Here is a 21,687-nt window from a genome sequence, read left to right as displayed (position 1 = left end):
GGCCGCTCCGTTGAGCCCGCCTCAGGCCATGCCACGTTCCCGACGCGGCATGGCCTGCGCCGCAACGCTTCCCATCCTGCGTTCCCGCAGCATGTCCGCCGCCACCATCACCCCGCCCAGCAAACCGGCGAACACGGTCCAGATTACATAGCGATAGTCCGCCGCTGTCGCCAGGAAAAACAAGGACGCCATGTTGGCGATGCCGCTCACGGCCACCGTGGCGGCCAGCAGGTTTTCATCCCGGTTGCCGCGTGCGCCACGGAAGCGCTGCCAGGACAGCCCCAGTGTCGCGATGCACAGCAACAGATAAAGCCAGGGCTTGTAGAAGAGGGTCGCCGCAAGGCGGTCGAAGGCGCGGAAATAGCTGCCGGCGCGCTGCTCGCTGATGTGGTTGAAGCGGAAGCCAAACTCGTTGCCATCGATGCCCGGATGATAGGGGTAATAAATCTTCGGCACGCCTATCCCCAGCATGGTCAGGAACAGGTGGCTGCGGTGCTTCAGGTAGATGCCGGGATTTGCAGCCACTACCTTCAGCCAGTCGGGCAGGAGGCGGCCCTGGAACTCCTGTGGCGGGAAAGGCCAGACTACGGCCCAGTAAGGGTAATTGGTGTCCGGCACGCGGACCCGCGCCAGATCCTGCAGCAGCGCTCCGGTGCCGACGCGCGGGATGTAGGGCGGTATCACGTCCTCGCCGCGCGCCAGCGAGATTTCGGCCAGGTCCCACACCAGCAGGGTGCCCAGGCCATTGCTTTTCTCGGCGTTGGCATTGAGGACGGCAATGCCCTGGAAGTAAGCCAGGCTCAGCGCCGCCACCGCAAGCAGGGCCATACCCGTCTTTTTCAGCACTGGCAGGCGTGCGCGTGATACAGCCGCGTAGGCCAGGAAGCCCATCAGGAACACGCCGGGAATGAAGCCGTTGATCCTGACGGCGATTGCATAGAACAGTGCCAGCGCAGCCAGCAGCAGCCAGCCCCAATGTCGGTAACGCAGGTAGCCAAGCAGGGCCGCGCAGGCCAATGCCAGCATGCACATCATGCCGACGTCCTTCCAGATGTGCAGCGAGGTAATCACCAGAGGCGGGCAAAAGCCGATGGCCAGCAGGAGTGCGATGCGCCAGGCCAGGCGGCGCGCCACCAGCAGCGCAAACAGCGCGACTGTCAGCCAGTAGAGCAACTGGTGAAATAGCAGCATGGCGCCAGTGCTGTCGCTTACGCTGTCGAAGAAGCGCCACAACATCACCATGATGACCGGATGCGCATCGTTGAGCGCGGCCAGGCCTTTTGCCTGCCGGTACTGGTACAGGGTGTCGAAGGACATGAAGCCCGGTGAAAATTCATAGGCCAGGGCCAGCGCGCAGGCCAGGGCAATCAGACAAACCAGCCCGGCCTTTCTGGCATTGCCGCGTGGCCGGACTGCTGCTTGAGGGTGTGCATCCATAGGTCGGTAACGGGTGTGGAGCTTGCTGGCCGGCGCAAATCGGCGCCGGCCAGCAGGTCAGTTGGCGAAATAACGGTAGATCAGTTCCTGCGGCATGACGACGGACAGCATCAGCAGATAGAGATAGAGCAGCAAAAGGCCGATGATCCTGCGGTTGCCCGACACCAGCGTGGCCTGGCCCTTGAGCGCATAGGCAAGCAGGATGCAGGGCACCAGGAAATACCTGCCCTGGACGCCTTCGATCAGTGCGGCCGGATGCTTGCTCCAGGTCACCAGCAGCAGGAAGAACACCAGCAGCAGTGAGATGCCGGCGCAGGCCGCCAGGCAGACGCGCACCCGCCAGTCCTGGCGCAGGGTGGACCATTGCACCGATAGCGCGGCCATCGCGGCGCAGAACAGCAGGGACAGGTTGTAGAACCAGTCCTGGAATTGCAGGTCGAGCCAGCCCAGCTTGCCGACAAAGGCCTGCTGATAGTATTGCCTGGTCTCGCTATCCATCAAGGTCGCCCACAGCACCGAGGGAAAGGCGAGCGGCTTGCTGAGGTAATAGCCGATGATTTCGCCCAGGGAGGCGCTGCGCGCCACCCGCAGGTCTATCGTGTAGCGCATGGCGATGAACAGCCATGCCAGCGCCGTCACCGTCAGCCCGGCGCATAGCGCGAGGTCAAGCGTGCGTTTGCGGAAAAAATAGATCACCAGCGGCAGCGCCAATAGCGGCAGCAGATGCGTGCGGCTGTTTACCAGCAGCAGCAGCGCCATCCCGAGCAACCATGACATCCACTTCGGATAGGCCATGCTGCGGTCGCAGGCCCGCATGAACAGCGAGAGGCACAGGATCGCCAGCGCGGTCGTGGTGCCGTCCAATGTGGCCGATACCATCTGGAACACCGTCATCGGCAGCGCCAGCAGGGCCAGCGTCAGGAGGTTGGTCGGGTAAATCCGGGCGGCGAAGAACAGCAGGCCCAGCGTGGCGCTGAGCGCCAGCAGCCGCGCCAGGCGGTAGGACAGGTCGACCGACAGATCGAGCGCCTGCCCGATCAGCAGGCCTGCGGCCTGGGGCAGATAGACCAGCGGGAAGTAATAGCCGGTGCCGGGTGCGATCGAAAAGTTGGCCGTGTGCTGCCAGCGCGACTGCCTGGCATGCTCTATCGTTTCGCGCGCCACCGTGTGTTTTTCTTCGAATGGCAGATGGGTGAAGCCATCCATGTACTGCAGCAGGCCGTTGTCGATATAGCCGCCTGAACTGGCGTTGGGCGGGCTGACCAGGATCAACTGCCCCTGCGACAGAAGGTAGGCGCGCTTGATATGGTCGAATTCATCCGGCGACTGGAACGGCGGAATGATGGACGACAGCATGGTGCCGATGAAGATCAGGCAGGCGATCAGCTGCGTTCTTCGGTTCAGAAGAAGAATGCTCCTTGTTCGGATGGAATGGAATGTGGCGATGTGTGTATTCATGTTGTCGTTGTGAAGCGCGATGGCCAGGCATGGCTTGCCGGGCCATCGCTACTGGCCCGCAGGCGGCCGGCAACAAAGCCCTTTATCAGCGCAGATGCGCGCAGGCCTTATTACGGCAATGCCTGTTCGCCACAGGCCAGGCGCAGGGCGGCCAAGGTGGCCGCCACTGTCGAAAGCACTCGTGCGGCGTCAATAAACCTGTTGCCTTGCCAGGCGAACATGGCAGTCTGACAAGGTGCGCATGCTTTAGTTGCCACTTCGCGCATCGAAGGAGATTGCGCTCAACAGTTTGGCGATTGGCTGCCCCTGGTGCGGGCTGCAGTGGTAGCCGAATCGATCTACCAGTCCAGTGACAGCAGCCGCTGCGCCATGCGCGGCCAGCACAGGCTGCGTACCTGATCGCGGGCAGCCCAGCGGAAGCCGTCGACCTCGGGCGTGGCCTTGCCGGTAATGTGATGCGGGAAATGGCTGGTGCAGCAGAGATGGTCGAGGCAATCCAGTGTCTCGGGCGCGCGCACTTTGTAAAGATGCAGCCGCTTGTCGGGCCGGTAGTCGAAGCTGCCGAGATCCTCGAAGGCGTCGCTGTCGAAGGCCAGGCCGGCTTCCTCGACCAGCTCGCGCATGGCCGCCTGCAGCGTGGACTCGCCAGGGTCCTGCATGCCCTTGGGAATATCCCAGTTGCGGGTGCCGGTGACATGGCAGAGCAGGATCTGGCCGCGCTGATTGATCACCAGCGTGCCGCAGGAAGTAGGAACGGGTTTGCTGGAAACGGACCTGGGAGGCATGGTGTCGATGGCAACGATGGATGGGATGGGAATGGCCTTGCGCTACGGCGCTACTATAGGCAGGTCGGCGCCGGCCTGCATGGTTTTGTGGTGGCAGCCGCAGTTTGCCACATCACAAAAATTTCCCTGGGCATTGCCGATCGTGAAAACCTTTGTTAGAATCCCGGCTCCTGACGACGAACAGCAGTAACCGAGTCGCAGAAACAGTCATTGATGACGGCAATGCCGTCAGAGCCTGACAAACCGTTTTAAAAAGACGGTGCATTACCAAGCGGCTGTAGCTCAGCTGGATAGAGTACTTGGCTACGAACCAAGGGGTCGTGGGTTCGATTCCTGCCAGCCGCACCAATTTAAGGGTCAGATCGCAAGATCTGGCCCTTTTTCTTTTGTGTTTTCCTTCCCCTCCATACCTTCCTGTCGACGACCTTGTTGGAGGTACCTCAATAGAGGATGTGCGCTGTCGTACCGATGCTCTGCCATAGCGGATTTAAGATAAGGTTTTCAAACACATCTTGCGGCACCGTGCCTTGAGCAAGCTCGCGGGCCATGTGCCGCCACCATCATGGCCTACCGTTCCCGCTGCCTGCGCTTGTTCCAGGCCATCTCGTTTGCCGTCGGCCTTGCCGCCGCGGCCCTGACCCATGCCGCCGACGGCGCCGAGGCGCTGCGCCAGAAGTATGCGGAACTCAAGCCCCGGCTTGCCAGCAACCAGTTCGGCCAGCCGCTGTATATCGAATCCACCGAGAATCCCAAGCAGTTGAAGGGCGAAGCCTATGCGCTGCTCGACTATCCGCTGGAGAAAGTCGCAGCCGCGCTGAAGACGCGCGAGCAGTGGTGCGACGTGCTGATCCTGCATCTCAACACCAAGTACTGCCGCGCGGCCGAAGTCGATGGCGGGCCGGGCCTGACGGTCTATATCGGCAAGAAGGACCCGCAGCCGCTGGACCAGGCCTACCGCGTCGACTTCGGCTACAAGGCCGAGAGTACGCCCGATTACCTCGACGTGAAGATGTCGGCCGACAAGGGGCCGGTGGGCACCAGCGACTATCGCATCCTGGTCGAGGCCGGCGCGGTCGACAGCCGCAGGACGCTGCTGCACCTGACCTATTCCTATTCCTACGGCATGGCCGGCAAGCTGGGCATGCAGGGCTACCTGGCGACCGTCGGCGCCAACAAGGTCGGCTTCACCGTCACCGGCGACGAGGGCGGCAAGCCAGCCTATATCGGCGGCGTGCGCGGCGTGGTGGAGCGCAACACCATGCGCTATTACCTGGCAATCGATTCCTATCTGAAGGAAGTGGATGCGCCAGGAAGCGAGCAGTTCGAGCGACGGCTGAAGGACTGGTTCAGCGCGACCGAACGTTACGCGCGCCAGTTGCGCGAGGTCGAGCGGGAAGACTACATGGACATGAAGCGCGCCGAATATCAGCGGCAGCGGGAACCGCGCTAGGCGGGAAAAACTGCGCGGCGCGTTGCGCCGCGCATGGACTTCTCAGCAAGCCTGGCTCAGATCTTTACCTTGGCGATGATTTCCTTCAGGGCCGGTGCGGCCTTGAAGCGGGCGTTCTTGGACGCCTTGATCTTGAGCTTTTCGCCGGTGGCCGGGTTGCGGCCGGTGCGGGCGGCGCGCTTGGTCACGCTGAAGGTTCCCAGGCCGGGAATCGAGCAGCGGCCTTCCTTCTTCAGGTCGGTGTGGATGATGCCAATCACGGTGTCGAGCACACGGTTGGCTTCGACCTTGGTCAGGGTGTGCGTCTGCGCGATGTGATCGATCATTTCTGATTTTTTCATGGTACTTGCCTGTGAGATAGAGGGGCTTGAATTTTAGCGGAATAACAAGCGAAAACAGTAGCCGTCAGCCCGCTTTTCTTGCAAATAAAACGCGGGATGTGCCTATCTGGCCGCATGAAAGCCGGATCGGGCCCAAAAATGCCGCCGCCGCCGGCCTGATCCACGCCAACAGCGCTTTATCGACGCCCATGAAGCGGGCGATAGTGTCTATACTGCTTCCATCCGATTCGTCATTCGCCGGCAGAATGCAGCTGTCTTCCGGCGCGGCAGCACACCGCAGGCAAAGCCATTTTCCGTATGACCAACCCAGCGAAAGGATGAACGATGAAGACCGTTTCCCAGATACTGCATGCCAAGGGCGGGACCGAAGTGCACACCATCAGTCCCGGCGAGACCGTGCTGGAGGCGATCCGCCGCATGGCCGAACATGGCATCGGGGCGCTGGTGGTGATGGAAGGCGGCGCCATCGTCGGCATGGTCAGCGAGCGCGACTATGCGCGCAAGGTCATCCTGATGGGCCGCAATTCCGACCAGACCGCGGTGCGCGAGATCATGAGTCCCACGGTGCTGTACGTGCGTCCGCAGCAGAGCAATGAAGACTGCATGGCGCTGATGGCAAACAGCCGGGTGCGCCACCTGCCGGTGATGGAGGGCGGCCGGCTGATCGGCCTGATCTCGATGGGCGACCTGGTCAAGGACATCATCTCGGACCAGCAGTTCACCATCGAGCAGCTGGAACACTACATCAGCGGCCAGCATGCCTGAGGTGACGCATGGCCACGGGACCCGTTGCGCGGTCCGATGGCGTCGCGGCGGCCACGCCGGTCACGCGCTACCGCAACATCGGCATTTCCGCCCATATTGACGCCGGCAAGACCACGCTGACCGAGCGCATCCTGTTCTATGCCGGCATCAGCCACCGCATCGGCGAGGTCGACCAAGGCTCGGCCACGATGGACTGGATGGAGCAGGAGCAGGAACGCGGCATCACCATCACCGCCGCCGCCACCACCTGCTACTGGCAAGGCATGGACGGCGGCCGGCCGGCGCACCGCATCAATATCATCGACACGCCCGGCCATGTGGATTTCACGGTCGAGGTCGAGCGCTCGCTGCGGGTGCTCGACGGCGTCTGCATGCTGTACGACGCTGTCAGCGGGGTTCAGCCGCAGTCGGAAACCGTGTGGCGCCAGGCTGCCCGGTACCGGGTGCCGCGGATTGCCTTCGTCAACAAGATGGACCGGGCCGGCGCCGATTTCTTCCGGGTGCGCCAGCAGATCATCGACCGGCTCAAGGGCACGCCGGTGCCGCTCCAGCTGCCGCTGGAGGAAGGCCCCGACTTCAACGGCATGATCGACCTGCTGACGATGCGCGCCATCGTCTGGGACGAGGAAGGGCAGGGGCAGCGCTTCCATATGGCCGAGATCCCGGCGCACTTGCTGGAACGCGCTGCGCAGTGGCGCGCCGCGCTGGTGGAGGCGGCGGTCGAGGATGACGACGCGCTGCTGCAGAAATACCTCGACGGCGCCGACATCTCCGTCGAGGAGTTGAGGCAGGCGCTGCGGCGCCGCACCATCGCCGGCGAGATCATGCCCATGCTGTGCGGCAGCGCCCATCGCAATCGTGGCGTGCAGCCGCTGCTCGACGCCGTGCTCGACTATCTGCCGGCGCCGTCGGACCTGCCGCCGGTGGTCGGCATCGATAGCGAGGGCAGGCCGGTCGAGCGCGCGCCCGACAGCAAGGCGCCGTTCGCCGCGCTGGCCTTCAAGATCATGACCGACCCGTTCGCCGGCCAGCTGGTTTACTTCCGGGTGTATTCCGGCACGCTGCATGCCGGCGACACGGTATGGAACACGCTGCGCGGCAAGCGCGAGCGCATTGGCCGTCTGCTGCAGATGCATGCGAACCATCGCACCGAGATCAGCGAAGTCCATGCCGGCGACATCGCCGCCGCTGTCGGCCTGAAGACCGTGTCGACCGGCGACACCCTGTGCGACCCAACGCACCCGCTGATGCTGGAGCAGATCGCCTTCCCGGAGCCGGTGATTGCGCAGGCGGTGGAGCCGCGCACCCAGGCCGACCATGACCGCATGGCGCATGCGCTGGAGCGGCTGGCGCAGGAAGACCCGTCGTTTCATGTGCGCATCGATCCCGAGTCGGGCCAGACCGTGATCTCCGGCATGGGCGAACTGCACCTGGAAATCCTGGTGGAGCGCATGCGCCGCGAATTCAGCGTCGATGCCCAGGTCGGCGCGCCGCAGGTGGCTTACCGCGAAACCGTGCGCGGCATCTGCGAGGCCAGCGAGGGCAAGTTCATCCGCCAGTCAGGCGGCCACGGGCAGTATGGCCATGTGGTGCTGAGGATAGCGCCGCTGCCGGCCGGCGCCGGCTTCACCTTCGTCGATGCGGTCAGGGGCGGCGCCATTCCGCACGAATTCATTCCCGCGGTGGAAAAGGGCGTGCGCGACGCGATGGCCGGCGGCGTGCTGGCCGGCTATCCGCTGACGGATTTGACGGTCACGCTGACCGGCGGCTCCTGGCATGAGGTCGACGCCAGCGAAAACGCCTACCGGGTGGCGGCCGCGATGGCGTTGCGCGATGGCTGCAGGAAAGCCGGCGTCGTGCTGCTCGAACCTGTGATGGCGGTCGGCGTGGAGACGCCGGACGAGCATACCGGCGACGTGCTGGGCGACCTCGCAAGCCGGCGCGGCCAGGTGCGCGGCATGGATGAGATCGCCGGCGGCCGGCTGCTGCGGGCCGAGGTGCCGTTGGCGGAGATGTTCGGCTACGCCACCACGCTGCGCTCGCTGACGCAGGGCAGGGCCAGCTTCAGCATGGAGTTCCTGCGCTATGCAAGGCTGCCCGCCAGTCTGGCGCAGGCGGTGGCTGGCGGCAGGCAGGCCCGGTAAGGCTTCCAGGCAGCGGGCAGGGCGCCGCTTTGCGCTCTGCGCACATTGCGCCGACTCAATCTTTCCTGGCTGGTTGTTTCCTATGATGGTCGTGCCGCCATTGCGGCCATAACGATACGAACAGGAGCAGGAGCAGGAGACATGCGCTTCAACACGAGGAAACGCCAGGCCGCGCCCATCATCATCACTATCGCCGTGCTGGCGGCAGCGGGCCTGTCCGCCTGCGGCGGCGGGAGCAGGCATGACAGCAACCTGGCGCCCACGCAGGCCGCCGTGGCCTGCGCCCAGCTGGCCGGCATGACGATACCGGCTTCCAGCATCGGCCTGGCCACCACCGGCGCCACGGTGACCAGCGCGACCGTGGTCCCGGCAGCCGGCAGCGGCGCCAGCGCGGTCGGCCAATACTGCCGGGTGCTGGGCGATATCAATCCGGTGGATGCAAACGCGCCGAAGATCAAGTTCCAGGTGAACCTGCCGGAAAACTGGAACCGCAAGGCCATGATGTTCGGCGGCAGCGGCTATGACGGCACCATCGCCACCGGCGTGGCCAATGTGCCAGCCGGCCCGACCGACAGGCAGGTGCCGCTTGGACGCGGCTATGCCACCTTCGGCAGCGATTCCGGCCACCAGGCCAATGCCAACGGCAGCCGCGACGGCAGCTTCGGCGTCAATGAAGAGGCGCTTCGCAACTTCGCCGGCAACGCCATCAAGAAAACCCGCGACACTGCCATGGCCATCATCAAGGCGCGCTATGCGGACGCGGTGCAGAAGACCTATTTCGCCGGCGGCTTCACCGGCGGGCGCGAAGCGCTGCTGGCGGTGCAGAACTGGCCGTCCGACTTCGACGGCGCCATCGTGCTGTACCCAGCCTGGAATGCGGCCAGCCTCGACCTGCAGTTCGGCCGCATCACCCGCCAGCTGGCCTTGCCGAATGCGTATCCGAACCGCGCCAAGCGCCGCGTGCTGTACGACGCTGCCATCGCGGCCTGCGACGGGCTGGACGGCGCCCGCGACGGCGTGATCAGCAATGTGGTCGCCTGCAATGCCAGCTTCAATCCCACGACCGCCACCGTCGACGCCTCGCCGGGCGGTCAGCCGGTGCGCTGCGCCAACGGCGCCGACAGCGGCGACACCTGCCTGTCGGATGTGCAGATCGCTTCCTTCAATGTGATCAACACGCCGCTGCAGCTGAACTATGCGCTGGCCAGCGGCGAGCGCAGCTATCCCGGCTTCAATACCTGGGGCACCGACTTCGGCAACCCCGGCAACGATCCGCTGCAGCCCGCGGTGCTGACGCTGTCGATGGGCACCGAGCAGCCGGCCAACCCGATGCCGGCGGTGACCGCGACCAGCATGCCGCCGTATGGCAGCACCTTCTGGGACCAGTGGGTGAAGTATTTCGTCACCCGCAACCCCAACTTCAATTCGCTGCAGCTGGGCCCGCAGAACCCCACCATCTGGCAGAACCGGATCGTGGAGCTGAGCGGCATCCAGGATGCGAACAGGACCGACCTGTCGGCCTTCCAGGCGCGCGGCGGCAAGATCCTGATGGCGCACGGCTCGCACGATGCGCTGGTCAGCACCCGCGCCACCGAGCAATACTTCAACCGCATCCGCAATACCATGGGCGCGGCCGCGGTGACCGGCTTCATGCGCTATTACGAGATCCCCGGCTATGGCCATTCCACCAGCACGGTGTTCAATGCCGCATGGGACTCGGTGACGACGCTGGAGAACTGGGTGGAGAAAGGCATTGCGCCGCCGGCCCAGGTGGTGGCCGACCGCACCGGCGTGCCCGGCCGCACCCGGCCGCTGTGCGAGTATCCGACCTTCCCGCGCTATAACCTGACGGGAGACATCAACGCGGCGGCCAGCTTTACCTGCGCGGCGCAATAGGCGGCCAGGCCAGATTGCCTTGGGCAGCGCCGCACCGCGATTCGTAGGGTGCAATACCCGAAGGGCATTGCACCGCGGTTGCATGCTGCAGAGGTCATGCCAAGGACCTTCCCTGGTCCACGCATGGTGGAATATCCCTTCGGGGCATTCCACCATGCGACATCAATGGCGTGTCAAGCAAGCCTGACGCATTGCGCTCCGCCCGGATTTTTCTACTTGGCCGCGAAGCAGTACAGGAGGCCGGCGCCGCCGGTGCCGCGCAGCGCTTCCTGGCTGCAGCCGCGGCTCGGATGCGAGGAATTCCATGACAGCGCCGGCGGCTCGGTGTTCAGGCCCATGCGGTCATGGTGGCCCACCATCGCGGCGCCTTCGCCGCTGCTGGTCCAGTTGCTGCAGGTCATGTCCTTTTCGCCGCCGAAGGCGCGGCCGTCGGGCTGCGAGCCGGTCAGGATGTCATGGAAGTTGGGCTGGTCGGTGCGGCCGTTGACCTTTTCACCCTTCTCCGTCAGCGCGGTTTCCTTGTTCAGGTTATTGGTCCCGTGCAGGGTTTCCACGTCCTTCGCGATCACGACGCCCTTGGCGTTCTGCCACGGGCCGCGGCCGATGCGGTCGCGCGCATTGACCGCCGGACCCATGCCGTTGGCGCTCGTGCTCAGATAGGCGCGCCAGGTATGGTCGCCCGCGCCTGCCTTGGCGGCCAGGGTCTGGCAGATCTGGTCGGCGCCGGCCAGGCCGCCCAGGTTGGCGCCCTTGCCGCTGCCGGCGCTGGTCACGAAGAAGGTCATCGGGCTGCCCGCCTGCGCGGAGGCATTGTCGCCCGGTGCGTAACGGCTGCCGGCACAGCCGGCGGCAGCAGCGGCAAGGGCAAGGCAGAGGGCAAGACGGGCATGGCGATTGCGGGTAAGACGCATGAGGTGTCTCCTGGTGTATGCGGCGGTGGAAAGGCTGACGTCAACCATGTTGACCAATTGAATGGTAAGTCAGGCACGCCGCCGTCACAACCTGCAACATGAAGGCAAGCGCAACGTCCTGCGCTCTTGCTCGATTCGGCAGCATGCGCGCGCCCGCGTTGACACTCCATGCGGCAGCCTCTAAGGTCGCGGAGGTGGCGCGGCATGGGCCTTGCTCACAGGATCGGCGCAACGCAGGGAGAACAAGGCATGCGGCTTGGATGGGTTGTTGGTGGTCATGGCACTGGCGTCGGATAGGCCGGGCGTAGCCGGCATGGAAGCGACGGCCGATGCATGGCGCGGTCTGCTCTATCTCGCCGCCATCGTCACCTTCCTGCTCGCCACGGTGGCGCACCTGCCGGCGCTGATGCCGGCGGCCGCGCTGCTGGCGCTGCTGTCGATTCTCGTGTCCCTGCCGTCCTGCGGACCGATTGCCCGCATCCTGGCGCTGCTGTTTCTGGGCGGCGGCTACCTGATGCTGTGGCGCAGCGGCCGGCCGTGGTCCGACTATTTGCTGGCCCACGGCAGCATGCTCTACCTGATGGCCCTGTTCTCGGTGCTGCCGCTGCTATCCATTCCGGTGCAGCTCGGGCGTTACGGCCATTCGATCGAGGCGGTGCTGCGGGCCCGCATCGCCGGCCTGTTCCAGCTGAACTGCGTGGTCACGGTACTGGCCTTCCTGTGCGGCTCCTTCATGAGCCTGGCGGCGGTGCCCATCATGATGACCAGCATCTCGCCCGTGACAGGCAGCTATCCGCTGCGCGACCCGGTGCGCTTTGCCACGGTCTCCACCGTGTTCGGCTATGTGCTGCCGATCCTGTGGACGCCGGTGTCGGGCGTGGTCGGCGTGGTGCTGCACAGCCTGAAGCTGGAATGGACAGCGCTGCTGCCCCTGCTGATGGCCATGTCGCTGGCCGGCCTGCTGCTGAACTGGGTGCTGTTCTGGCTGTTCGAGCTGCGCGGCCAGCCGGCCGCGATCAAGGCGCCGGCGCAGCCGGCGGCCGACCTGCCGCAGTTGCGGCCGGCCCTGCGCCATCTCGGGCAGATGCTGCTGGCCATCGTGCTGATGGTGGCCGCCATCGGCGTGCTGGACCATCTGCTGCGCATCGGCATGCTCACCGTGGTGACGCTGCTGGCGATTCCGTTTGCATTGGCCTGGAGCATGACGCTGGGCAAAGGCGGCGACTTCCTGCGCGCGGCAAGGGTGCAGATGGCCTCGCGGCTGCCGCGCATGGCGGACCAGTTCGCCATCTTTCTGGCGGCCGGCTTCTTTGTCAGCGCCATGCATCTTTCCGGCGTCGACCATGCGGTCAATCAGGCTTTCCTGGCGCTGCACAATACGCTGGGCACCCGGCTGTTCCTGATTTCCATGCCCTTGATGGCGCTGGCCGTTGCCATGCTGGGCGTGCATCCGCTGGTGGCGATCGCGCTTCTGGGCGAGTCGCTGAAGCCCGAAGTGCTGGGCATCGATGTCAAGCTGCTGGCGGTGACCCTGATCGGCAGTTCGGTGCTGACCTACATGCTGGGGCCATTCAGCGGCACGCTGGGCCTGATGCAGTCGCTGACCCGGATTTCAAGTTACCGGCTGGCCTGGTGGAATCTGCCCTATGCGATCGGCTATGTGTTGCTGCTGGCGACAGTGATCCTGCTGTACCGGCCATGATGCATGGTCTGTCAGGCAAGTCTGTTGCGAGCGGGCAAGCGCACCTGATCCGGGGCGGAACGGGCTTGTCCATGCCACGGGTTGTATAAGCCCGTCGCGCCCATACCTGCGTGTTAAAGCAAGCGGAGCCAATGATGAATCGACAGCATGACGACGAGCAGAACCAAGTGCAGAAACAGAGCAGGGAAGAGGCGCTGGAGCAGGAGCTGCGGCAACTCGCCTACCGCATGGCGCAGGCGCTGGCCGAGCTGGACTGTCCGGATTGTTGCGGCCCGGTGCATGCCTTCATCGAGCATGGCTGCGATGTCTACCGCGAGGAATGGGAATGGGCCTGCTTCGTGCAGGTAGTGCACCGAAGGCGCAGCGCCGGCGGCGGTGGTGGTGGTGGCGCCTGAAGCGGCAGGACATGCTTTTTGCGGCGACGCGGTCCCCACCTGGCGGAACATCCCCGCAATGATGTGATATCCGCACACGCCGCGTGAGCTGGCTCAGCCCGGGCGCTGGTTGATGCCGCCGGCAGTCCGTCTGCGGCTAGCATCGGGCCTCCCATCATCAGGAGGAGCCATCCATGCAAGCCACCATCCATTCCATGCAGCGTATTGGCCGCCCCGCTTGCCGCGGGCCGGCGCAGAGCCGCAAGGCCGTGCTCCCTTCACCGCGAACCAGCGTTTTGCCGAGGCCGCATCCCATAGTGCGGCGCTATTACAGCCTGGACTTCAGCAGCGGGCCGGACAAGCCCGCCGACACGGGCAACATGGCCACTACTCCCAATACAGCCAACACGGGCAACACCGCCAGCACGGCCGGCGCTGCCGTCCGCACCGGTCCTGGTCCGCGCGCCAGCGATCTGATGCCGCATCAGATTCAGCAGCTGCTGATGGTCTCCAGGGGCATGGCATGCCGCGTCGGCCAGCCCGTTGCCGACATCCAGGCGCAACTGCTGATGCAGGCAAGCCATGACGAGCCTGTTGCCGGCCCGGCAAGCCTTGCGCCAGGCACTCCCGGCGGCGCACGCTTTGCCAATGTGGTGTCGCTCTACGATCCCGATGAAGAACACGTGCAGGAAAAACTCTGGCTGACCCGGTTTTCGCTGCAGGGGCGCGAGGCGGTTCATGCCCGCAACATGGCGCTGAACTACACCCTGATTTCCGATCGGCCGTGGCGCCTCGTGCTGGGAGGCTCCGACCTGGGCGTGATCAGCCGTGAGCGCATCCGCTGCGCCGAGATTGTTTTCCCCGGCAAGTGCCTGGTGCAGCTGAGCCTGGCCAAAGGCATGCTGCACGGATTCGATGGCGAGCTGGCGGGCACATGCGCCGGCCTTGCCAGGCAGCGTTACTGGGGATGGTTTGGCCACGAGAACCGGCGCTGCGACGAGCCCGGCGAACACGGCTGGGATGCCAACCTGCTGGCCACGGTCGAGCCAGCCAGGATCGCGGTGATTGGCGATCGCGCCATTGCCTGGAGCACGCTCAGGGAATGGCAGCAGACAGTGCCTCTTGAAAAGACCGAGGAAGCCGCCGCCTGGGAAATCGCGCGCATGTCGATGCCGTTCTAGACGCTCCGCGCAGCCCGGTGCGAAGGAGGGGCGGCGGCCGCACTGCCTGGCAAAGCGTCCTGTCGTGTCCGCGTTGCTTTCGCCCTCTGCGGGTTAAATGCCGGTTGGATAGGTTTCCGGCAGTTCGTCATGCACCATGTCGGCGGGCGCATCGAGCGGCTTGACGGCACGGGTGGTATCGAAATGCACGATGGCGTCGAACTGCCGGCCGAGTTCGCTCTGGAAGTAATGGCTGACCCGTTCCGACTCCGGCAGATAGACCACGCCGATCGCGCGCTCGAGCCGCTGGCCCAGCTGCTTCTGCAGTTCGGCATTGCCGCGCAGCGGCAGCAGGAAATCATGGCCGGTGCGGTGCATCAGGTTTTCATGGCTGTCCTCGCGCGACGGCCGCACGTGCTTCAACTGCGCCGGGCTGTCCCATTCCGATGCCGCCGTCACCGTGCCGGCATGGGTGGTGTAGCCCAGCAGGAAGGCGTGCTGCTCGCCATGGCGCTGGCGCACCAGCTGACCCAGGTTGACCTCGCCATGCCAGCCCATCTCGGTGCAGCGGGCGTCGCCGATATGCGAGTTGTGCGCCCAGACCACCAGCTTCGCATCCTCGCCGCGGCGCCGCGCCAGATGCTCGCGCAGCGCATCCAGGGTGTCGGCCATATGGGTGTCGCGCACGTTCCAGGAGGCATTGCGGCCCTCGAACATCGCGCGGTAATACGCTTCGGCATTCTGCGCCACGCGTGCGTTCTGATGCGCATAGAACGCTTCATCGAAGCCGGGCACGCCGTCGATGCCGGCATACTTCTCGAGGTTGGCCGTCATGCCCATCAGCTGGCGCATCACTTCCGTCTCGCAATCCTTCTTCATGCCGAAGGTGGTGGCATAGCCATAGCGCTGCGGGTCTTCGGCCAGGTGGTCGAAGCAGCTGTAGCGTTCGCGCGCGCGTCGCGCCGCTTCCGGGTCGACCCGGTTCAGATACTCCACCACCGATGACATCGAACGGCGCAGGCTGTACAGGTCCAGGCCGTAGAAGCCGACCTGGCGCCTTTCCTCGGCGATGCCACGATTGAACTCGCGCAGCCATGCCACCAGGTCCAGCACATCATGGTTGCGCCACATCCAGCGGGGGAAGCGCTCATAGTCGCCCAGCGCCTGTTCGGCGCTGGCATCGTTGCCGCGGCCCTGGGCATAGCGGCTTACCCGCAAGGCGTCCGGCCAGTCGCATTCGACGGCAATGCCGGCGAAACTCCTTTCGCGCAGCAGGCGCTGGCTGATCTCCATGCGGGATCGATAGAACTCATGGGTGCCGTGGGTGGCTTCGCCCAGCAGCACGATGTCGGCGTCGCCGATGGCATCGAGGATGGCATCGGTGTCGGTGACGCCGTGCAGCGGCACGGCGGCGGCCTTGATGGCCTTGATCACGGTGCGGTCGAACATGGCCTGTTCTCCTGTGAGCTTGATGGCCATGTGACTGCGGCAAGCCGGGGAAGTGCCGCTGCCATACCGCAGAGGTTTGATGCGGACGAAAAAAAGCCGGCCTGTGAAGGCCGGCTTTTCCGCTTGCTGCCTGCTTACCTGCCGTCGCGGTCCAGGTCGCCCGGGATCGCGCGCTCGACGCGATGCCATGCGGCACGGCTGGCATGCTTGGCCTGGTCCCAGCTCAGGCGGGACGCGCCACGCACGTTGTCCCACTCGCTGCGCAGTTGCGGCTCGGCCGTGTCGAAGTCGCTGTTGTAGCGGCTGCGGCTGTTGTAGCCCAGGCTGTATGCCGGCGCGTAGTCCTCGTAGGAATAGCCCGAGGTGTAGTACGGCTCGCGGTCATAGGAATTGCGCCAGTAGGCGTCTTCCTCGGCCGGATTGACCATTGCGCCAGCACCATGGCCGACTGCGCCGCCAGCCAGTGCGCCGATGGCAGCGCCTGCCGCCATGCCCACCGGGCCGCCGGCTGCGCCAACCGCCGCGCCAGCCATGGCGCCACCGCCTGCGCCAACGCCGGTGGAGAGGTTGTGCTCGCCGCGGTCATCCTGCGGCTTGGAGTTCACCACTTCGCCAGCGCCCTTGCCAGCCATGCCGCCGGCAACCGCGCCAACCGCGGCGCCTGCCGCCATGCCGATCGGGCCGCCGGCCGCGCCGACTGCCGCGCCTGCCATCGCACCGCCGCCAGCGCCTACGCCCTTGGCCATGTTGTGGTCGCCGAGATCATCGCCGGCTTTCGGATTCACGACTTCAGCCGCGCCCTTGCCAGCCAGGCCGCCCGATACCGCGCCAATGGCTGCGCCTGCCGCCATGCCTACCGGACCTGCAGGGGAACCCATTGCAGCCCCAGCCAGCGCGCCGCCAGTGGCGCCCAGGCCCGTGCCGACCACATGCTCGCCGCTGCTCTCACGCCATTTCTGTTCGAGGTGCATTGCATCCTCGTCCGAGCGTGCATTCACGCCCATCAGGATGCCGCCGCGGCGGATGCCTTCCTCATAGTGCTTCACGCGTTCCTCTGGGATGCCGGAGCCGATCAGCGCGCCCAGCAGGCCGCCGGTCACGCCGCCGGCGCCAGCGCCGGCCAGTGCCGCTGCCAGCGGGCCGGCGATCACCAGGCCCAGGCCCGGCAGGGCAATCGTGGTGCCCACTGCCGCAACGGCTGCCGCGATCGCGCCCAGCGCGCCGCCGATGCCTGCGCCGATGCCGGCGCCTTCTGCCGCCTTGCTGCCCAGTTCGGTTTCAATCGACTGGTCGCCTGCGAAGTAACGGTTGCGGGTCTCGTCGGACATCACCAGGTTGACGTCATCCTTGGTGTAGCCGCGTTCCGAGACTGCGCTATAGGCACGCTCCGCACTTTCACGGTCGTTGAAGAGGCCGGTCACCATGCGTGGATTCTTGTTCTCATATGTATCAGCCATGTCGATCTCCTTGTTTGAATGAAGGATTGCAGTTTAGACAATACAGTTGAGCAGGTATGTCGGCGCGTAGCGCGTATCGATGTAGGACAAAGGGAGAAGTTTTATGAATAACGCGCCTGGTGGGACCTGCACTGATTTTGACCATGTGGCATGGCCCTGGTTCGGCGCAACGGGCATGGGTTAATCCTGAAATGGCTTGTTCGCGCTTGTATTCCCGAAAGGCGACGAAAGCTTTCAAGTGCGCGTATGGCCGGCAGTCATCATGAAGCGTAGGTTTGGTGCAATGTGCGGACCATGCGCCAAAGAGACCCAGCCCCTGCCGTGGGTTGATGCCGATTGCCGGGAAAGGACGTACTTTTCTGCCAGGACAAGACAACCCCGTTGCATGCGCCACGATGTCAACTGACGGTAACAAGCATCAAGCATCAAGCATCGGGTCATTCGCATAAACAGATGGGTTATCGCCGTAGTGCCTGGCACCGCCTGGTTTGAAAATAATGTCCCATGCGCTCTTGACTTGCGGATTCGAGGACAGCACTCCTTCGCGCCTGCAATACAATCGTGCCATTCCAACATCGCGCCGCAGCAGGCGCCCGAATGCATGCCGCAGATCTATCCTTCCGGCTGGCGCGAGCTGGCCGTCACCGGCGCCGCCGCCCGTGAAATCGAAACCCTGAACCTGTTCGCGGCGCGTCTGCCGGATGCGCTGACGGTCTACCATGGCGTGCACTGGACCAAGATCGAGAACGGCTTTTCGGTCTATGGCGAGATCGACTTCATCATCGTCGCGCCCAACGGCCGCATGCTGCTGATCGAGCAGAAGGCCGGCTTCCTGTCGGAAACGCCGGAAGGGCTGGTGAAAAACTATCCGGGCCGCACGGAGCATGTGCGCCAGCAGATGCTGCAGATGGTGGAAGGCCTGGCGGCGCGCTTCGACAAGACCGGCGGCGACAGGCTGGATGTGGATTACCTGCTTTACTTTCCCGACTATAAGGTGAAGAACCCGGCGCTGGCCGGCATCGAGCCGTCGCGCGTGGTCGATGCCGGCAACCGGACCCGGCTGGTCGAACTGATCACCGCCTTGCTGCCGGTGACGGCCGAGACGCCGCAGCACGGCCGGGTGCGCAAGTTCCTGGGCGATGTGCTGCAGCTGACGCCGGATGCCAGCGCCATGGTGGGCCGCGCCGAGGAACTGGTCACGCGGCTGTCGCAGGGCCTGGCAGTGTGGGCGCGGCAGCTGGAGTTCTCGCCATTCCGCCTGCGCGTGGTCGGCACCGCCGGCAGCGGCAAGACTCAACTGGCGCTGGCCGAATTCCAGGCCGCGGTGGAAGCGGGCCTGCGGCCGCTGTATGTCTGCTACAACCGGCCCCTGGCCGACCGCGTGCAGCATCTGGTGCCGGCCGGCGGCCGGGTCGGCACCTTCCACATGCTGTGCGACACCTTTGCCCGCGAGTCGGGCGCAACGCCCGACTACAGCGCGCCCGGCGCCTGGGCCGACATGGAAAAGGCCTTCGACAGCGCGCCCATCCCGCCATCGTGGATGCACGATGTGCTGATCATCGACGAAGGCCAGGACTTCGCCGAGCCCTGGCGCGACGCCATGCTGCGCCTGTTGCGGCCCGAAGGCCGGGCGCTGTGGCTGGAAGATCCGCTGCAGAACCTGTACGGCCGCTCGCCGGTGCCGCTGCCGGGCTGGGTCACGCTGCATTCGCAGTCGAATTACCGCAGTCCGCGCCAGATCGTCGACCTGCTGACCGCCATCGTGCCCGACACCGAGCGCATCCAGGCAGCCAGCCCGTTCCTGGGCGTCGAGGTGGACTGGCTGGTCTATCCCGACAACGACGCCGTCGCCATGGCCGAAGCCGCCAAGCAGGCCATCACCCGCTGCCTGGCCGCCAACTTCGCCCGCAGCGACATTGCGCTGCTGTCGTTCCAGGGGCGCGCCCATTCGGCGCTGCTGCAGGCCGACCGGCTCGGGCAGCACACCCTGCGCTCCTTCACCGGCGGCTATGACCTGCTGGGCAATCCGGTCTACCGCGACGGCCAGCTGCTGGCCGAGTCGGTGTACCGCTTCAAGGGCCAGTCGGCGCCGGCGGTGATCCTGGCCGAGATCGACTTCGAGGCGCTGGACGACCGCGCGGTGCGCAAGCTGTTCGTCGGCATGACGCGCGCCCGGTTGAAGCTGGTGCTGGTCATCAGCGACCGCGCGGCGGCGCTGCTGCGCGCCCGGCTGCATGCCGGGTGAGGCTGTCCTGCCGGCTTGACATGGGTCAATTTTTCGCTGGCGGATAGGGGTTAAGGTGCGCCGATCCGGTACGACGGAGCAAGGAGCATCCAATGAACGACATCACATCCCCGCCGCTGCAGCAGGCCCTGGCTGCGCCGCCTGAATTGCCCGCGCACGAGCAGCCCGAGCGCAAGGCCAGCGCCTGGCTGGGCGCGCCCGCGCATGCCGAAACGCCGCCGGCGGCCAGCGATATCGACCACATGCTGCATGCCTGGATCGCACGGTTTACCGGCACCATCTCGCCGGCCTCGCTGGCCATGGCGTTTTTCGACTGGGTGGTGCATTTGCAGATCTCGCCATCCAAGCAGCAGGAATTGCTGACCGAGGCCGGCAGCCGCTTCGCCCGGCTGGGCCTGTATGCGCTGTGCTGCGCGCAGTTCGGCAGGCCGCCCTGTGCGCCGGTGTCGCCGCTGCCGCAGGACCGGCGCTTCGACGATCCGGCCTGGCAGCACTGGCCCTTCAACGTGATCTCGCAGAGCTTCCTGCTGAACCAGCAGTGGTGGCACCGCGCCACCTTCGGCGTGCGCGGCGTGGCCGCCCATCATGAGGATGTGGTCACCTTCACCATGCGCCAGTTGCTGGACATGGCGGCGCCGTCCAATTTCATCGCCACCAATCCGGTGCTGCTGCGGCATACCATGCAGACCGGCGGCGCCAACGTGCTGCAGGGCGCAGCCCAGTTCTGGCTCGATGCCATGCATCACCTGAGCGGCCAGCGGCCGCCGGCCAGCGACCTGTACCGGCCCGGCATGAATGTCGCGGTCAGCAAGGGCAGGGTGGTGCTGCGCAATCGCCTGATGGAACTGATCCAGTACGAGCCGGCCACGCCCAAGGTGCATGCGCTGCCGCTCCTGATCGTGCCGGCCTGGATCATGAAGTACTACATCCTCGACCTGTCGCCGGAAAACTCGCTGGTGCGCTACCTGGTCGGCCAGGGCCATACGGTGTTCATGATTTCCTGGAAAAACCCGGGCCACAAGGAGCGCAACCTGGGCATGGATGATTACCGGCGGCTGGGCGTGATGGCCGCGCTCGGCGCCATCAATGCCATTACCGGCCAGGAGAAGGTGAATGCAGTCGGCTACTGCCTGGGCGGCACGCTGCTGTCCATCGCGGCGGCGGCGATGGCGCGCGATCAGGACGACAGGCTGGCCAGCATCAGCCTGTTTGCCTCGCAGGTCGATTTCAAGGAGCCAGGCGAGCTGTCGCTGTTCATCGACGAAAGCCAGGTGGCGATGCTGGAAGCGGCCATGTGGCAGCAGGGCTACCTGGACACCACCCAGATGGCCGGCGCGTTCCAGCTGCTGCGTTCCAACGACCTGATCTGGTCGCGCCTCGTGAACCAGTATCTGCTGAACCAGCCGGACATCCAGAATGACCTGATGGCCTGGAATGCCGACGCCACCCGCATGCCGTACCGCATGCATACCGAATACCTGCGCCACCTGTTCCTGGAAAACGACCTGGCCGAAGGCCGCTACCTGATAGACAACCGGCCGGTTGCCCTGACCGACATCCGCTCGCCGATCTTTTCGGTAGGCACGCTGACCGACCATGTCGCACCGTGGCGCTCGGCCTTCAAGATCCATCTGCTGACCGATACCGAAGTCACCTTCCTGCTGACCAACGGCGGCCACAATGCCGGCGTGGTGTCGCCGCCCGGCAAGGCCAACCGCCATTACCGGATTGCCACGCGCGAGCACCGCGATGCCTACGTCGACCCGGAAGCCTGGATGAACTCGGTGCCCGAGCAGCAGGGCTCGTGGTGGCCGGCCTGGGAGTACTGGCTGGCCAGGCATGCCGGCGAGATGATTGCGCCGCCGCCAATGGGCGAAGCGCTGTGCGATGCGCCGGGCAGGTATGTGATGGAAGCGTGAACTGGAGCGAATTTGGCCAGCCTAGCCTCATGCTGCAGGCTCAGCACCATGCGTGGCCCCGGGTTAGGGCAATGCTGAATAAGTAAACGGATTGAGGACGTAAAACGTTGTAAGGACCGATAACAACAAGCATGGCGATGAATAATGAAACAGCAGACTCTGGCGATGGCGGCAGACCAAGGTTTTGAGCGGCA

At 65.0% G+C, this 21,687-nt stretch carries 17 protein-coding genes and 1 tRNA gene; 11 read left to right on the top strand and 7 right to left on the bottom strand.

From position 1 onward, the window contains the following. Positions 1-21: 21 nt before the first annotated feature. The 3 genes from IGW04_RS16895 to IGW04_RS16885 all read right to left on the bottom strand — a co-directional run bounded on the left by IGW04_RS16895 (position 22) and on the right by IGW04_RS16885 (position 3,626). Positions 22-1,437, bottom strand: coding sequence for a hypothetical protein (locus tag IGW04_RS16895; RefSeq protein ID WP_194714259.1), 1,416 nt, complete (start codon positions 1,435-1,437; stop codon positions 22-24). 57 nt (positions 1,438-1,494) lie between these two features. Continuing rightward, positions 1,495-2,895, bottom strand: coding sequence for a DUF2142 domain-containing protein (locus IGW04_RS16890; RefSeq protein WP_194714258.1), 1,401 nt, complete (start codon positions 2,893-2,895; stop codon positions 1,495-1,497). 338 nt (positions 2,896-3,233) lie between these two features. Continuing rightward, the gene (locus IGW04_RS16885; protein ID WP_323744869.1) at positions 3,234-3,626 is read right to left on the bottom strand and encodes an NUDIX hydrolase; all 393 of its coding nucleotides are present in this window, start codon (positions 3,624-3,626) and stop codon (positions 3,234-3,236) included. Between IGW04_RS16885 and IGW04_RS16880 the strand changes: the two genes are divergently transcribed. The 3 genes from IGW04_RS16880 to IGW04_RS16870 all read left to right on the top strand — a co-directional run bounded on the left by IGW04_RS16880 (position 3,619) and on the right by IGW04_RS16870 (position 5,130). After that, positions 3,619-3,870 (top strand): hypothetical protein, encoded by a 252-nt coding sequence (locus tag IGW04_RS16880; RefSeq protein ID WP_194714311.1) that lies wholly within the window; start codon positions 3,619-3,621, stop codon positions 3,868-3,870. The two genes, IGW04_RS16885 and IGW04_RS16880, sit on opposite strands and share 8 nt — an antisense overlap. Positions 3,871-3,951: 81 nt before the next feature. Further along, positions 3,952-4,028: transfer RNA gene (locus IGW04_RS16875), tRNA-Arg, on the top strand. Between the two features lie 214 nt (positions 4,029-4,242). Then, positions 4,243-5,130, top strand: coding sequence for a hypothetical protein (locus IGW04_RS16870; RefSeq protein WP_194714256.1), 888 nt, complete (start codon positions 4,243-4,245; stop codon positions 5,128-5,130). A 56-nt stretch (positions 5,131-5,186) separates the two neighbouring features. Here the strand turns inward: IGW04_RS16870 and IGW04_RS16865 are convergent, their stop codons facing one another. Then, on the bottom strand, positions 5,187-5,489 hold the full coding sequence (locus tag IGW04_RS16865) for an HU family DNA-binding protein (protein WP_323744872.1): 303 nt from the start codon (positions 5,487-5,489) through the stop codon (positions 5,187-5,189). 306 nt (positions 5,490-5,795) lie between these two features. Between IGW04_RS16865 and IGW04_RS16860 the strand changes: the two genes are divergently transcribed. From IGW04_RS16860 to IGW04_RS16850, 3 genes are all read left to right on the top strand, one after another. Beyond that, positions 5,796-6,236: a CBS domain-containing protein gene (locus IGW04_RS16860; protein ID WP_194714254.1), complete on the top strand. Its 441-nt coding sequence runs from the start codon at positions 5,796-5,798 to the stop codon at positions 6,234-6,236. 8 nt (positions 6,237-6,244) lie between these two features. Continuing rightward, positions 6,245-8,380: an elongation factor G gene (gene fusA / locus IGW04_RS16855; protein WP_194714253.1), complete on the top strand. Its 2,136-nt coding sequence runs from the start codon at positions 6,245-6,247 to the stop codon at positions 8,378-8,380. A gap of 141 nt (positions 8,381-8,521) precedes the next feature. Beyond that, positions 8,522-10,276: a tannase/feruloyl esterase family alpha/beta hydrolase gene (locus tag IGW04_RS16850; protein WP_194714252.1), complete on the top strand. Its 1,755-nt coding sequence runs from the start codon at positions 8,522-8,524 to the stop codon at positions 10,274-10,276. A 212-nt stretch (positions 10,277-10,488) separates the two neighbouring features. On the opposite strand, the gene IGW04_RS16845 is transcribed toward IGW04_RS16850, so the two are convergent. After that, positions 10,489-11,187 (bottom strand): hypothetical protein, encoded by a 699-nt coding sequence (locus IGW04_RS16845; RefSeq protein ID WP_194714251.1) that lies wholly within the window; start codon positions 11,185-11,187, stop codon positions 10,489-10,491. 256 nt (positions 11,188-11,443) lie between these two features. Here IGW04_RS16845 and IGW04_RS16840 point away from each other — a divergent pair, with 256 nt between their 5' ends. From IGW04_RS16840 to IGW04_RS16830, 3 genes are all read left to right on the top strand, one after another. Next, the gene (locus IGW04_RS16840; protein WP_194714250.1) at positions 11,444-12,889 is read left to right on the top strand and encodes a hypothetical protein; all 1,446 of its coding nucleotides are present in this window, start codon (positions 11,444-11,446) and stop codon (positions 12,887-12,889) included. A 134-nt stretch (positions 12,890-13,023) separates the two neighbouring features. Beyond that, positions 13,024-13,284 (top strand): hypothetical protein, encoded by a 261-nt coding sequence (locus tag IGW04_RS16835; RefSeq protein WP_228527158.1) that lies wholly within the window; start codon positions 13,024-13,026, stop codon positions 13,282-13,284. Between the two features lie 173 nt (positions 13,285-13,457). After that, positions 13,458-14,444 (top strand): hypothetical protein, encoded by a 987-nt coding sequence (locus IGW04_RS16830; protein WP_194714248.1) that lies wholly within the window; start codon positions 13,458-13,460, stop codon positions 14,442-14,444. A 93-nt stretch (positions 14,445-14,537) separates the two neighbouring features. Here IGW04_RS16830 and IGW04_RS16825 read toward each other — a convergent pair whose 3' ends face one another. Continuing rightward, positions 14,538-15,902, bottom strand: a complete 1,365-nt coding sequence (locus IGW04_RS16825) for an erythromycin esterase family protein (protein WP_228527157.1) — start codon at positions 15,900-15,902, stop codon at positions 14,538-14,540. A gap of 104 nt (positions 15,903-16,006) precedes the next feature. Further along, positions 16,007-17,329, bottom strand: coding sequence for a hypothetical protein (locus IGW04_RS26070; RefSeq protein ID WP_194714247.1), 1,323 nt, complete (start codon positions 17,327-17,329; stop codon positions 16,007-16,009). Between the two features lie 601 nt (positions 17,330-17,930). On the opposite strand from IGW04_RS26070, the gene IGW04_RS16815 reads away from it, so the two are divergent. Then, entirely contained in the window at positions 17,931-19,574 is a 1,644-nt protein-coding gene (locus tag IGW04_RS16815) for an ATP-binding domain-containing protein (protein WP_194714246.1), read from the top strand. A 92-nt stretch (positions 19,575-19,666) separates the two neighbouring features. Beyond that, positions 19,667-21,493 carry a PHA/PHB synthase family protein gene (locus IGW04_RS16810; protein WP_194714245.1) on the top strand — a complete coding sequence of 609 codons (1,827 nt, stop codon included), beginning with the start codon at positions 19,667-19,669 and terminating at the stop codon, positions 21,491-21,493. The last annotated feature ends 194 nt before the right edge of the window (positions 21,494-21,687 follow it).

This window comes from Noviherbaspirillum soli (assembly GCF_015352955.1).
In the GTDB taxonomy this organism is placed as follows: domain Bacteria; phylum Pseudomonadota; class Gammaproteobacteria; order Burkholderiales; family Burkholderiaceae_D; genus Noviherbaspirillum_A; species Noviherbaspirillum_A soli.
The sequence above is the reverse complement of the archived record's forward strand: the minus strand, read 5'-3'. Positions and strand labels throughout refer to the sequence as shown.